This window comes from Variovorax sp. Soil_C_39 (genome assembly GCF_057656815.1).
On record NZ_JBDGJQ010000002.1, the window covers coordinates 621,924 to 635,212 of the forward strand.

At 67.8% G+C, this 13,289-nt stretch carries 12 protein-coding genes; 3 read left to right on the top strand and 9 right to left on the bottom strand.

Annotated features, from left to right (window positions below):
* Positions 1 to 10: 10 nt before the first annotated feature.
* Genes AC3A6J_RS06995 through AC3A6J_RS07010 form a run of 4 tightly spaced genes read right to left on the bottom strand, consistent with a single transcriptional unit; the run spans position 11 to position 3,931 of the window.
* Positions 11 to 1,249 carry a dienelactone hydrolase family protein gene (locus AC3A6J_RS06995; RefSeq protein ID WP_487859184.1) on the bottom strand — a complete coding sequence of 413 codons (1,239 nt, stop codon included), beginning with the start codon at positions 1,247 to 1,249 and terminating at the stop codon, positions 11 to 13.
* A gap of 28 nt (positions 1,250 to 1,277) precedes the next feature.
* Complete coding sequence (locus AC3A6J_RS07000) at positions 1,278 to 1,820, bottom strand: flavin reductase family protein (protein ID WP_487859185.1); 543 nt, start codon at positions 1,818 to 1,820, stop codon at positions 1,278 to 1,280.
* 2 nt (positions 1,821 to 1,822) lie between these two features.
* Entirely contained in the window at positions 1,823 to 3,097 is a 1,275-nt protein-coding gene (locus AC3A6J_RS07005; protein ID WP_487859186.1) for a styrene monooxygenase/indole monooxygenase family protein, read from the bottom strand.
* A 45-nt stretch (positions 3,098 to 3,142) separates the two neighbouring features.
* Entirely contained in the window at positions 3,143 to 3,931 is a 789-nt protein-coding gene (locus tag AC3A6J_RS07010; RefSeq protein WP_487859187.1) for an SDR family oxidoreductase, read from the bottom strand.
* Positions 3,932 to 4,063: 132 nt separating this feature from the next.
* Between AC3A6J_RS07010 and AC3A6J_RS07015 the strand changes: the two genes are divergently transcribed.
* From AC3A6J_RS07015 to AC3A6J_RS07025, 3 genes are all read left to right on the top strand, one after another.
* On the top strand, positions 4,064 to 5,062 hold the full coding sequence (locus AC3A6J_RS07015) for an AraC family transcriptional regulator (RefSeq protein ID WP_487859188.1): 999 nt from the start codon (positions 4,064 to 4,066) through the stop codon (positions 5,060 to 5,062).
* A gap of 82 nt (positions 5,063 to 5,144) precedes the next feature.
* Positions 5,145 to 5,624, top strand: coding sequence for an SsrA-binding protein SmpB (gene smpB, locus AC3A6J_RS07020; RefSeq protein WP_487859189.1), 480 nt, complete (start codon positions 5,145 to 5,147; stop codon positions 5,622 to 5,624).
* Positions 5,625 to 5,735: 111 nt separating this feature from the next.
* Positions 5,736 to 6,131, top strand: a complete 396-nt coding sequence (locus tag AC3A6J_RS07025; RefSeq protein ID WP_487859190.1) for a COG4315 family predicted lipoprotein — start codon at positions 5,736 to 5,738, stop codon at positions 6,129 to 6,131.
* A 75-nt stretch (positions 6,132 to 6,206) separates the two neighbouring features.
* Here the strand turns inward: AC3A6J_RS07025 and AC3A6J_RS07030 are convergent, their stop codons facing one another.
* Genes AC3A6J_RS07030 through infB form a run of 5 tightly spaced genes read right to left on the bottom strand, consistent with a single transcriptional unit; the run spans position 6,207 to position 13,273 of the window.
* Complete coding sequence (locus tag AC3A6J_RS07030; protein WP_487859191.1) at positions 6,207 to 7,124, bottom strand: DMT family transporter; 918 nt, start codon at positions 7,122 to 7,124, stop codon at positions 6,207 to 6,209.
* A 22-nt stretch (positions 7,125 to 7,146) separates the two neighbouring features.
* Entirely contained in the window at positions 7,147 to 8,985 is a 1,839-nt protein-coding gene (gene typA / locus AC3A6J_RS07035; protein WP_487859192.1) for a translational GTPase TypA, read from the bottom strand.
* A complete protein-coding gene (gene truB, locus AC3A6J_RS07040; RefSeq protein ID WP_487859193.1) occupies positions 8,982 to 9,938 on the bottom strand; it encodes a tRNA pseudouridine(55) synthase TruB in 957 nt (318 codons plus the stop codon). Before truB ends, typA begins: the two co-directional genes overlap by 4 nt.
* Before the next feature lie 2 nt (positions 9,939 to 9,940).
* Entirely contained in the window at positions 9,941 to 10,312 is a 372-nt protein-coding gene (gene rbfA, locus AC3A6J_RS07045; protein ID WP_198784014.1) for a 30S ribosome-binding factor RbfA, read from the bottom strand.
* 21 nt (positions 10,313 to 10,333) lie between these two features.
* Positions 10,334 to 13,273, bottom strand: a complete 2,940-nt coding sequence (infB, locus tag AC3A6J_RS07050) for a translation initiation factor IF-2 (protein ID WP_487859194.1) — start codon at positions 13,271 to 13,273, stop codon at positions 10,334 to 10,336.
* Between the last annotated feature and the right edge of the window lie 16 nt (positions 13,274 to 13,289).

Below are 13,289 nucleotides of genomic sequence, written 5' to 3' on the forward strand. Positions count from 1 at the left end.
GGCCCTTGCCTCAACCAGAACGCGACCAGGCCGCCATCAGTGTGTTGGATGGCTGCGTCTCGTCGAGCAGCTTGCGCGCGGTGTCGACACCGGCCACCGGCAGGCCCGCGGGATCGAGCATCCCGACCTGCACCAGCACGCTGGCCTGGTCCCAGTAGATGTGCTCGTGGCAGAGCTTGTCGCCGCGAAACTTGACGATCGCCACCAGCGGGATCTCCACCGGCCGGCCCGTTGGCGCGACGCCGGGCAGCATCCAGTCGATCTCGCAGGTGTGGGTGAAGCTGAACAGGACCTCGTCCACGATCTGCGTCGCGCCCACGGTGCGCGAGATCGGCACGAGCCGCGTGTCCGGCGGATTGCTGTCGACGAAATGGTGCTGGTAGAAGCGGCTCAGCATCGCATGCCCCACCCCGCCGGTCATGGTCGGAATGTGATTGACGTAGGGCTCGGCAACCATCGTCGCCATCGTGTCGGCCACGTTGCGCGTGGCGAACTCGTATTCGCAATGCTTGTCCCACAGCGCCGAGAAGTCGTAGTGCGGGCCCATCTCGCGCCGGAAGGCGGCCACGCTGCGCTCGTGCGCCATCAGCGCGGAAGGCTTGTGGTAGTGGGCGCCGCCGAGCCGCGCGAACGCATGGTCGACGCCCGGGTAGACATGGAGCGCGCAACCCGGCCGCGCGCCCAGCGCTTCGACGATGCGCGTGCGCGCCTCGGGCGGGCAGAAGCCATCGAGCTCGGGAATGTGCAGCACGAGCCGGCCGCGGATGCGACCGGCCTCCTCGAGCCGCTGTTCGATGCCCACGCCGTAGTAGCCCACGCAGACCTCGGCATCGGTGCGGCAGGCCGCGAGGTAGGCGAGCTTGCCGCCCAGGCAGAAGCCCAGCACGCCGGCCTTGCCTTGCTGCTCGGGCAAAGAGCGCAGGAGCGCCAGCGTGGCGGCGATGTCCTCGACGCCCTTGTCCTCGTCGAAGCCCTGGTAGAGCGCGAAGGCTTTCTGCCAGTCGTCGGGTGTGTCGCCGAGCTCGACCTCGGGCTGCTGTCGCCAGAACAGGTCGGGCGCGAGCACGGTGTAGCCCTCCTCGGCGTAAAGATCTGCGACCTCCCGCATGGTGGCGTTGACGCCGAAGATCTCCTGCGCCAGCACGATGCCGGGGCCATGCCCTGCGTCCGGAACGGCGAGGTACGCGCGGAAGCTGCCGCTGCCGTCGATGGCGGGCACCTGCAGCCATCGGCCTTGTCGAGCTGTCATGTCGTGGTTTTCCTCTTTGGCTGTGCGTTCAGGCCGGCACGCCGTCGCGCAAGGTAGTGAATTGCCCGCAGGCGTAGAGCAGCGGCAACTCCTGGGCATCGGTGATGCGCGCCGCCTTGACCTCGCCGATCAGCATGGCGTGGCTGTGCGCGACCATCATCTCGTCGACCACGCAATCGAACACCGCGAGCGCGCCGCGCAGCACCGGCGCACCGGTCACCAACGTTTCCCAACACGCCGAAGCAAAGCGGTCGCCGGGCTCGTCGCCGCGCCGCGAGAACGCCAGCGCCAGCGCCGACTGATCGAGCGACAGCAGGTTGACGGCCATGCGGCGGCTTTGCGCGATGGTGCGGAAACTGCTGCCCTGCAGGTTGACGCAAGCCAGGATGCGCGCGGGCTCGGCCGAGAACGAGGTCACGGCCGTGGCCGTGAGGCCGACCGGCGTCTGCCCGTCGGTGCTCGTGACCACTGTCACCGCACCGACCAGGCAGCGCATGGCGCGGCGGAAATCACCTGCGCCCACGCTGGGTTCGCAGCGCAGCGTCTCGATGGCCCGGAATTCGCCGCGCATGGTCAGGCCGCCTCCGGCTGCGGCGCCAGCGAGCGCAGGTAGGCGCTGCTGGCGTCGGGCGTCATGAAGAACTCGGCGTAGTCGCGCGGATCGTCGAAGCCGTTGACGAAGCGCCGTGCCACGGCGGCGTGGCCCTGGGCTGCGCCCAGCACCTCTAGCACGTGCGGAGGCGGCGGCTGCAGCATCGCGTTGGTCCATTCGACCACGTGGCGCGCGTAGTGCCAGTAGCGGTCGAAGGCCGACTGCATGAACGCGGCGTCGTAGGCGCCCTCGCCATGGGCGAGGATGGCGCGCAGGTAGGCGTCGGCGCACTTGGCGGCGTTGTTCGAGCCCTGGCCGGTGATCGGATCGTTGAGGCAGACCACGTCGCCCATGCCGAGCACGGCGCGCCCCGAGGGCAGCAGCCCGACCGGCTTGCGCACCGTGGGCGTGAAGCGCCCGGCCAGGATGCCGTTGTCGTCGGTCAGGCGCACGTCGCGGCAGCGCTCGGCCTCCCAGGGGGTGAACGTGTCGAGGATCCACAGCGAACGCGCGAGATGCTGCTCGGGCGTCTTCACATCGGCCCAGCAGTCCATCGGACCGCCGGGCACGCCCTCGAACACCATGATCTCGCAAGGCCCCGAGAGCGTGAGCGCGGGGAACACGAAGTACTCGCCAACGCCGGGGATCAGGTTGAAGTTGACGGCCGAGTAGTCGGCGCGCGGCGTCATGCCATGCACATAGGTCAGGGCCAGTGCGCGCTGCGGCTTGTCGTAGGGCGAGCGCTCGGCATCGCGCTCGAACATCTGCGCGATCTCGCCCTTGCCGGCAGCCACGATCACCAGGTCGTGCGAGCGGGTCCAGCGCTCGAGGTCCTCGACGCCGGCGTCCTGGAACAGCAGCTCCCCGCCGCGCTCGGCGAAGGTCTGCATCCAGGCCGGTACCTTCACCCGCTGGTCGACCGAGCGCGCGGGCGCATCCAGGCGATGCGACCACCCGAGCAGCTTCTCGCCGGGCTTCTCGGGATGCGGAACCGTGAAGCCGATGCCCTCGACGGGCGGGCAGCGCTCGCCCCACTGGTCGAGGCCGAGGTCGCGCTCGATCTGCAGGCTGCTGTCGAACATGCACTGGCTCGACATCACGCGGCCCGCAGCGATGTCCTCGGCGCTGCGGTTCGAGACCACGGTCACCTCGTGCCCCTCGCGCTGGAGGCCCAACGCCAGCTGCAGGCCCGATTGCCCGGCGCCGACGATCATGAAACGGCGCGGCTTGGCGCCCTGCGATGCGATGTTGCTCATGGGAAAGCCTCGTGGGTGGGGAAGAAAAGGGGTCGGCGGCGCTCTTCAGGCCGCGAGCTTGGGAATGGCCGGCTCGCCCTGCTCCGGGCCCATGGCCGAGTAGCCGCCGTCCACCGACCAGTCGGCGCCGGTGACGAACGAAGCCTTGGCCGAACACAGGAAGGCCACGACATGGCCGACCTCGACCGGGTCGCCCACGCGGCCGAGCATGTGGAAGGGCTTCGCCACCGCATCGGTCCTGGCGCGGTTGCCACCGCTGAGCTGGTCCATCACGGCCGACCAGGTCCAGCCCGGCGACACGGAATTGACGCGCACGTTCATCGGCGCCAGGTCCAGCGCCATGTTGCGCGTGAGCTGCACCAGCGCGGCCTTGCTTACCGGATAGAGCCATCGCCCGGTCTGCGCCACACCCGAGGAGATCGAGGTGAAGTTGACGATGGCGCCGCCGCCCGCCGCCTGCATGAAAGGCAGCACGGCGCGCGCCATCATCGCTGCCGAGACCACGTTCACGTCGAGCGCGGCCTGCCATTCGGCGCGCGGCGAGGCGAGGCCGTTGTCGAGGTAGCTGCAGGCGAGGTTCACGAGCCCGTGGATGCGGCCCTCGGCGTCCGCCGCCTGCGCCACGCAGGCCTGCACCGCGCTGTCGTCCGTGATGTCCGTGGCGATGAACGTCGCACCGATCTCGCGCGCCACCGCTTCGCCGCGCGCCACGTCGATGTCGGCCAGCACCACGCGTGCGCCGGCATCGCGCATGCAGCGGCCAACGCCCGCACCGATCAGGGTCGCGCCACCGGTGACGAGCACCGTCCTGTCCTGCAAGTCCTTGTCGCTCATGCACTTTCTCCTGGTTGGTCCCGTTGTCAATCGGCTGCAGGTACTTTAGATTTGAAGGATTCGCTGCCCAATCCGGATTGCGCAGCGCGCTGTCCGCAAAACGCATTTATTCGCTTTTCGACGCTGCTCCGCATGCCACACGCTGTCGCGCAACCGGCCACGCTCCCCCTGGCGCGCTACGCCGTCATCGCCACGCCCGACCTCGACCAGGCCCGCGACGAAGTGGCGCGCATCTTCTGTCCGCACCGGCTGCACCTGGGGCACGGCAGCGCGCGCTTCGATGCGCGGCACCACGTGGCGCCGCTGGGCGACATCTCGCTGAACTACGTGCAATACGGCGCCGAAGTCGAGATCGATCCCGGCTGCCTCGGCGACTTCTACCTGCTGCAGATACCGTTGCGGGGCAGCGCCCAGATCGACTGGGCAGGCCGGTCCTTCACGTCCGACGCGCACCGGGCCTCGCTCGCCTCCCCGAGCAAGCCGCTGCGCATGCGCTGGGGCGACGACACGCCGCACCTGATCGTGAAGATCGCCACCGCGGTGGTGCAGCGCCACTGGGCGTCGCTGTGCGGCGAACCCGCCGGCGACCGGCCGCTCGAGTTCGAGCCTGCGGTCGCGCTCGACGAGGGCGCAGGCGCGAGCGTGAAGCACCTGGTCGATTTCCTGGCGCAAGAGCTCTCCTGCGGCCGCACGACGCTGACCACGCCCTTCCTGGCCCAGGCCGAATCGGGCCTGATCCACACGCTGCTCGGCCAGTTGCCGCACAACCAGAGCGGGCGGCTGTGCACCCCGCGCGGCGACGTCTCGCCGCGCGCGCTGCGCCGTGCGCGCGACTACATCGAGGCCCATCTGGCGGACGCCCTCACCGTCGACGAGATCGCCTCGGCCAGCGGGCTGTGCGTACGCAGCCTGCAGTTGGCATTTCGCGAGCACGCAGGCCTGACACCCATGGCCTACCTGCGAGAGAGGCGCCTGCTCGCGGTGCACCGTTGCCTCGCGGCGCCGGCGCACGACACCACCGTGACCTCGGCCGCGCTGGCATGCGGCTTCGGCCACCTGGGGCGATTCGCACAGGACTACGCGCGCCGCTTCGGCGAGTCGCCGCACCGCACGCTGCAGCGCCATCGCTGAGGCCGGTGCCGGTTTTCATAGAATCGATGCCCTGTGCATGCCGGGCGGTTGTCCGGGCGCCATGCGCCCCCAACTGACAACGATGGCCACCAAGAAAAAAGACACCACCTCCTCCCGCATCGCCGACAACAAGAAGGCCGCGTACAACTATTTCTTCGAAGAGCGCTTCGAGGCCGGCATGGTGCTCGAGGGCTGGGAAGTCAAGTCGCTGCGCGAAGGCAAGGTCCAGCTGACCGACGGCTACGTGGTGATCCGCGACGGCGAGTTGTTCGTCGTCGGCCTGCAGATCAATCCGCTCAAGAGCGCATCGACCCATATCAGCCCCGATTCGGTCCGCACCAAGAAATTGCTGCTGCACAAGGAAGAGATCAAGCGCCTGGTCGGCAAGGTCGAGCAGAAGGGCTACACGCTGGTGCCGCTCAACCTCCACTGGAAGGCCGGCAAGGTCAAGTGCGAGATCGCGCTGGCCAAGGGCAAGGCCGAGCACGACAAGCGCGACACCATCAAGGACCGCGAAGGCAAGCGCGAGGTCGAGCGCGCAATGAAGAGCCGCAGCCGCTGAAAGAAACTCGCGACTCCGGCCTACCGGAGTTGCCTCGCGCCCGGCATACACTGCCCGGTCGCCCGACCTGCCCTGCTGTCGGCGCGATTTTTCAACTGAAGGAGAAATTGCATGAAATTGCTCAGCGCCTCGATCCTCGCGGCGGCATTGCTCGCCGGCTGCGGCAGCATGTCGAACCAGACCGCCAGCGCACCCGACACGCCGACCCGCACGGCCGACGGCGTGCTGGTGGGGCCAAACGGCATGACGCTCTACACCTTCGCACGCGACACGGCCGGCGCGGGCACCTCCGCATGCAACGCCCAGTGCGCCGCCAACTGGCCACCGCTGCCGGTGGCCGAAACCGCCAAGCCCATGGGCGGCTACACCATCATCGCTCGCCAGGACGGCAAGAAGCAGTGGGCCTACAAGGGCTGGCCGCTCTACTACTGGGTGAAGGACAGCAAGCCCGGCGACAAGACGGGCGACGGCGTGATGAACGGCGCCTGGAAGGTTGCGCGTCCCTGAGCGACCGCTGTCGGTCCGCTGGCCGCAAGGGCCCCGGTGCTGCCGGGGTTTTTTTTCGTCCGCGTCAGCTGCTGATCAGTGCGCGCCCGGCAGCACCTTGTCCGGCAAGGGCGTGCGGCGAGCGCGCAGCGCCAGCAATTCATTGAATACCAGTGCGCCGATCACCAGCACGCCGCCCGTCAGCACGCTCGCCGCGGGCTGTTCGCCCGCCCCGAGCCAAGCCAGCGCGATGCCGAAGATCACTTCGAGCAAGGCCAGCAGCGCGACTTCGGGTGCCTTGAGCACGCGTGCGCACAGCACCGACAGCACGCACGGGATCGCGAGCTGGAATACCCCCAGGAAGGCCAGCAGGCCCAGGTCGTGCGCGTTCGCCTGGAACGGCAGCGACAGCGGCAGCGTGAGCAGCGTGCTCAAGGCCGCGCCGATCAGCACCGCGGGCACAAGGTCGATGTTCTGGCCCCTGGCATTGGCATGCTGCACCACGGTCCAGTTCGTCGCGCCCGCGAGCGGCACGCAGAGCGCCACCAGCATGCCGGGCAGCGCGCCCCCGCCCCCACCCGTCATTTGAGCGCCGTACATCCAGGCGATGCCGAGACCGCCGACGACGATCGCCACCCAGGTCCGAAGCGGCAGCCGATGGCCGATGAAGATGCGTGCCGCCAGCGCCGTGAGCAGGGGCCCGAGCGACAGCGTGACCAGCACCCGTGCAGTCGATGTGAGCGTGAGTGCCACCATGAATGCGGTGAACATCACGGTCCAGCAGGCGCCCGAGATCCAGAGCGCCCGTCCGCCATGGCGGATCTGCGAGAAAACCGCCCGGCCGCGCCAGAGCGGCAGGATCACGAGCAGCGCCAGCATCGTGAAGAAGCTGCGCCAGAACGTGACCTCGAAACTCTGTGCCTGTTCAAGGTGGCGCGTGACGACGCCCGCCGTGCCCCACATCAGGGTCACGGCGACCATCAGCCACACCGCCCTGCCGTGAGTCAGGCGCATCGCCGGGCCAGCCGCCGCGTGCTCAGCTCGTCGTGTCGCGGCCGGCCCGCTTGCGCTCGTGCTCCTTCAGGAAGCGCTTGCGCAGGCGCACGCTCTTGGGCGTGATCTCGACCAGTTCGTCGTCCTCGATGAACTCCACGCCGTATTCGAGCGTGAGGTCGATCGGCGGCGTGATCTTGATCGCGTCTTCCTTGCCCGAGACACGGAAGTTGGTCAGCTGCTTGGTGCGCGTCGCGTTGACCACGAGGTCGTTGTCGCGGCTGTGGATGCCCACGATCATGCCTTCGTACACCGGATCGTTGGCCTTCACGAACATGCGGCCGCGGTCGTCGAGCTTGCCGAGCGCGTAGGTGAAGATCTCGCCGTCGTCCATCGAGATCAGCACGCCGTTCTTGCGACCACCGATGTCGCCCTTGTGCGGCTCGTAGCTGTCGAAGATGTTGCTGATGAGGCCCGAGCCGCGCGTCAGGTTCAGGAACTCGTTGGTGAAGCCGATCAGGCCCCGCGCCGGAATGCGGTACTCGAGGCGCACGCGGCCGCGGCCGTCCGGTTCCATGTTGACGAGCTCGCCCTTGCGCTCGCCCAGTGCCTGCATCACGCCGCCCTGGTGCTGTTCCTCGATGTCGGCCGTGACCAGCTCGATCGGCTCGTGCTTCTCGCCGTCGACGGTGCGGAACACCACGCGCGGCTTCGACACGGCCATCTCGTAGCCTTCGCGGCGCATGTTCTCCAGCAGGATGGTCAGGTGCAGTTCACCACGGCCCATCACCTCGAAGATGCCTTCTTCGCCGGTTTCGTTCACGCGCAGGGCCACGTTGTGCTGCAGTTCCTTCTGCAGGCGGTCCCAGATCTGGCGGCTGGTGACGAACTTGCCTTCACGGCCGGCCAGCGGGCTGGTGTTGACGCAGAAGTTCATCGTCAGCGTGGGCTCGTCGACCTTTAGCATCGGCAGCGGCGCCGGATTGGTGGGGTCGGTCACGGTCACGCCAATGCCGATGTCGGTGATGCCGTTGATCAGCACGATCTCCCCGGGGCCGGCCTCGGTCGACTGCACGCGGTCGAGGCCCTGGAAGGTCAGCACCTGGTTGACGCGGCCTTTAATCGACTTGCCGTCCGGGCCTTCCATCACCAGCACGTCCGTCATCGGCTTCAGGGTGCCCTGGCTGATGCGGCCCACGCCGATGCGCCCGACGAAGGTCGAGAAGTCGAGTGCCGAGATCTGCAGCTGCAGCGGCGCCTCGGGGTCGCCCGTCTGGGCCGGCACGTGCTCGAGGATGGTGTTGAACAGGGCCGACATGTCGGGGCCCCACTGCTCGCCGGGCGCACCCTCCTCGAGCGACGACCAGCCGTTGATGCCCGAGGCGTACACCACCGGGAAGTCGAGCTGTTCGTCGGTCGCGCCGAGCTTGTCGAACAGGTCGAAGGCGGCGTTGACCACCTTGTCAGGATTGGCGCCGGGCTTGTCGACCTTGTTGACGACCAGGATCGGCTTCAGGCCGAGCGCCAGCGCCTTTTTGGTCACGAAGCGGGTCTGCGGCATCGGGCCTTCCTGGGCATCGATCAGCAGCACCACGCCGTCGACCATGCTGAGCGCGCGCTCCACTTCGCCGCCGAAGTCCGCGTGGCCCGGGGTGTCGACGATGTTGATGTGCGTGCCCTGCCAAGTCACGGCGCAGTTCTTCGCCAGGATCGTGATGCCGCGTTCCTTCTCGATCGCGTTGTTGTCCATCACGGTGTCGACAACCTTCTCGTGCTCGGCGAAGGTGCCCGACTGGCGCAGCAACTGGTCAACCATCGTGGTCTTGCCATGGTCCACGTGGGCAATGATGGCGATATTGCGGATTTGCTTGTTGGTACTCATGGTGTCGCTTCGGTCTGTTGTGCGTTCAAAAGAATTTGCTGGATTTCGATGGGGTTCAGCAAGCGCCCCGGGATCAGTTCGCTGGCCTTGACATGGGCGGTGCCCAGGAAGGCCGGTGGGTCGGTGCCGAACACCGCCACCGCATCGGCGTCGCCCCAGTCGCCGCGGCGCCGCAACCCCGACAGGAAACGTGCCGCATCTTCGGCGCCGAGCGTGACGCGGCTGTGGCCGTCCACCAGGGCCTCGGCCGGCCGCAGTTGCGCGAGGCGCTCGTCCTCGTCCATGGCCTCGAGCGCCTCGAGCGTGACGCATTGCGCCTCGACGAAGTTGCCCGTGGCGATGCGGCGCAGCGAGGTCAGGTGGGCGCCGCAGCCGAGCGCCTCGCCGATGTCTTCGCCGAGCGTGCGGATGTAGGTGCCCTTGCTCACGCGGGCGGCGATGCGCAGTTCGGCATCGCCCGTGCGTTCGAGCGCGAGCATGTGGATGACGACGTCGCGCGGCGCGCGCTCGACCTCCACGCCCTCGCGGGCATATTCATAGAGCGCCTTGCCGTCCTTCTTGAGCGCGCTGTGCATCGGCGGCACCTGGCTGATCGAGCCGGCGAACTGCGCTTCGACGCGCACGAGGTCTTCGGGCGAGACCTGCACCGGCCGTTCGGCGATCACCTCGCCCTCGGCATCGCCGGTCGTCGTCTTGACGCCAAGCCGGGCCGTGGCCACGTAGGTCTTGTCTGCATCGAGGTGCAGTTGGCTGAACTTGGTGGCCGCGCCAAAGCACAGCGGCAGCACGCCGGTGGCCAGTGGATCGAGCGTGCCGGTATGGCCCGCCTTTTCGGCGCGCAACAACCACTTGGCCTTCTGCAAGGCCTGGTTGCTGGAGAGCCCCAGCGGTTTGTCGAGCAACAACACCCCATGCACAGGGCGCCGCTGCACCCGTGTGCGTGGCGCGTTCATCGTCAGTCGTCTTTCGAACGCGAAGCGACGGCCTGCGCAATCAGCGCATTCATGTCGGCCGCACGCTCGGTGGTGCGGTCGAACAGGAAGTGCAGCGTGGGCACGGTGTGGATGTGGAGGCGCTTGAACAGGCCGTTGCGCAGGAAGCCCGCGGCCTGGTTGAGCGCGTCGGTGGTCTCGGTCACGTCGCCCGTGAGCATGCTGAAGTAGATCTTCGCGTGCGCATAGTCGGGCGTGACCTCGACCGCCTGGATCGTGACCATGCCCACGCGCGGGTCCTTCAACTCGCGCGCGATCAGCTCCGTCAGATCGCGCTGGATCTGGTCGGCCACCTTGAAGGCGCGGTTGGGGGCGGCAGCTTTTCTCTTGGGCATGGCGTTCCTCGCATCGAGCGCTTAGAGCGTCCGGGCGATTTCCTTGATCTCGAAGAACTCGAGCTGATCGCCCTCTTTGATGTCGTTGTAGTTCTTGAGTTTGATACCGCACTCGAAGCCTTCGCGGACTTCGCGCACGTCGTCCTTCATGCGCTTGATCGAGTCGACCTCGCCCGTGTAGATCACCACGTTGTCGCGCAGCAGGCGGAAATGCGCGCTGCGGTTGACCGAACCTGAGGTGACGTACGAACCCGCGACCGTGCCGATCTTCGAAGCCACGAACACCGTACGGATCTCGGCCGAGCCGATGATTTCCTCGCGGCGCTCCGGCGCCAGCATGCCCGACATCGCGACCTTGATCTCGTCCACGGCGTCGTAAATGATGCTGTAGTAGTTCAGCTGCACGCCGTTGCCTTCGGCCAGCTTGCGCGCACCGGAGTCGGCGCGCACATTGAAGCCGATCACGACGGCCTTCGACGCGATCGCGAGGTTGATGTCGCTTTCGCTGATGCCGCCCACGCCGGCGTACACGATCTGCACCTTGACCTCTTCGGTCGCCAGCTTGAGCAGCGACTGGGCCAGCGCTTCCTGCGAGCCCTGCACGTCGGCCTTGATGATGATGCGCAGCGTCTGCACTTCGCCGGCCGAGAGGTCGGTGAACATGTTCTGCAGGTTCGCGGCCTGGGCCCTTGCCAGCTTGGTGTTGCGGAACTTGCCGGCACGGTAGGTGGCGATCTCGCGCGCACGGCGCTCGTCGCTCATCACCATGAACTCGTCGCCCGCTTGCGGCACTTCGGTCAGGCCCTGAATCTCGACCGGAATCGAAGGACCCGCGGTCTTGATGGTCTTGCCGTCTTCGTCGAGCATGGCGCGCACGCGGCCATAGGTCGAGCCCGCCAGCACCACGTCGCCGGTCTTGAGCGTGCCGGATTGCACCAGCACGGTTGCGACCGGGCCGCGGCCCTTGTCGAGTTGGGCTTCGATGACCAAGCCCTTGGCGGCGGCATCGACCGGCGCCTTGAGTTCCAGCACTTCGGCCTGCAGCAGCACCTGCTCGAGCAGGTTGTCGATGCCCTGGCCGGTCTTGGCCGACACCGGCACGAACGGCACGTCGCCGCCGTACTCTTCAGGCACGACCTCTTCGGCCACCAGTTCCTGCTTCACGCGGTCCAGGTTGGCGTCGGGTTTGTCCACCTTGTTGATAGCGACCACGATCGGCACGCCAGCCGCCTTCGCGTGCTTGATGGCTTCCTTGGTCTGGGGCATGACGCCGTCGTCGGCCGCCACCACGAGGATGACGATGTCGGTGGCCTGCGCACCGCGGGCACGCATGGCGGTGAACGCCTCGTGACCCGGGGTGTCAAGGAACGACACCATGCCGCGTTCGGTTTCGACGTGGTACGCACCAATGTGCTGCGTGATGCCGCCGGCTTCGCCCGAGGCGACCTTGGCGCGCCGGATGTAGTCCAGCAGCGAGGTCTTGCCGTGGTCGACGTGGCCCATGACGGTCACGACCGGTGCGCGCGGCAGGGCTTCTGCCTGCTGCGCCGACACGTCCTCGTCGGTGAAGGCTTCGGGGTCGTCCAGCGCGGCAACCACCGCGTTGTGGCCCATTTCCTCCACCAGAATCATGGCGGTGTCCTGGTCGAGCGACTGGTTGATGGTCGCCATCTGGCCCAGCTTCATGAGCTGCTTGATGACTTCCTGGGCCTTGACGGCCATCTTGTGCGCGAGCTCGGCCACCGTGATGGTCTCGGGCACGTGCACTTCGATAATGCGCGCCTCGACCGGTGCGGCCTGCACATGGTCTTCATGGCCTCCGCGGTCGTTGCCGCCGCGGCGCCCACGCGGGCCTCCGCGCCAGTTGCCGCGGCCAACGCCGCCGCTCGCATCGCCGCGGGTCTTGATTTCCTTCTTCTTGGCGGCAGGATCGCCGGCCCAGCTCGACGAGAGCTTGGCCGACTTGACTTCCTTGCCTGCGCCAGCGGGTGCTGCAGCACCCGGCGCGGCGGGCGCACCAGGGCGGGCCGCGGGCGCAGCCGGCTTGTGCAGCGTGCCCTTGACCGCCGCCTTTTCGGGCTGCGGCTTTTCGGGCGCCTTGTGCGGCACCAGCACACGGGCCGGCGCATTCATCATCGCGCGGATGGCTTCGGCCTCGGCGAGGGCCTTGCGGCGGCGTTCGTCGAGATCGCGGGCGCGGGCGGCTTCTTCGTCGGCACGGGCCTGGGATTCGGCGGCGGCCTTGGCCTTCGCGTCTTCCTTGGCCTGGGCCGCGGCTGCCTGCGCTGCCGCCTTGTCGTCGGCGGCCTGCTGCTCGGCAGCGGCTGCGGCGGGCGCAGGCGCCGGCGCGGCCGTTTCCTTCGCAGGCGAAGCGGCGGCATCGGCGGCCTTCTTCTTCTCGGCGGCGGCGCGTGCGGCTTCCTGTTCGGCCTGTTCGGCGCGCTCGGCCTTCTCGGCCTGTTCGCGTGCACGGGCTTCGGTTTCCTCGCGCAGGCGGCGCTTTTCGACGAGCTCTTCTTCCTGACGGCGGATCAGCTCGGCCTGGCGGCGCGCCTCTTCCTCGCGGCGGGCCAGTTCGGTCTCGTCGATGCGGGGTGCGGCGGGGGCCTCGGCGGGCGCCTCGGCAGCCGGCGGCGCTTCGGGCGCGACCGCGGGGCCATCGTCGCGCTGGATGAAGGTGCGCTTCTTGCGCACCTCGACCTGGATCGTGCGGGCGCGGCCCATGGCATCGGCCTGCTTGATCTCGCTGGTCGACTTCTTGGTCAGCGTGATTTTCTTGCGCTCGGGCTCGACAGTGCCGTGCGCGGCCTTCAGGTGGCCGAGCAGGCGCTGCTTGTCAGCCTCGGTGAGCGCGTCGGTGGCGGCCGCTTTGGGCACGCCCGCACTCTTGAGCTGGTCAAGCAGGGTTTCGGGAGTCTTCTTGAGTTCGTGCGCGAACTCGGCGACAGTGGTACTGGACATATTGGTTTCGTGCCTC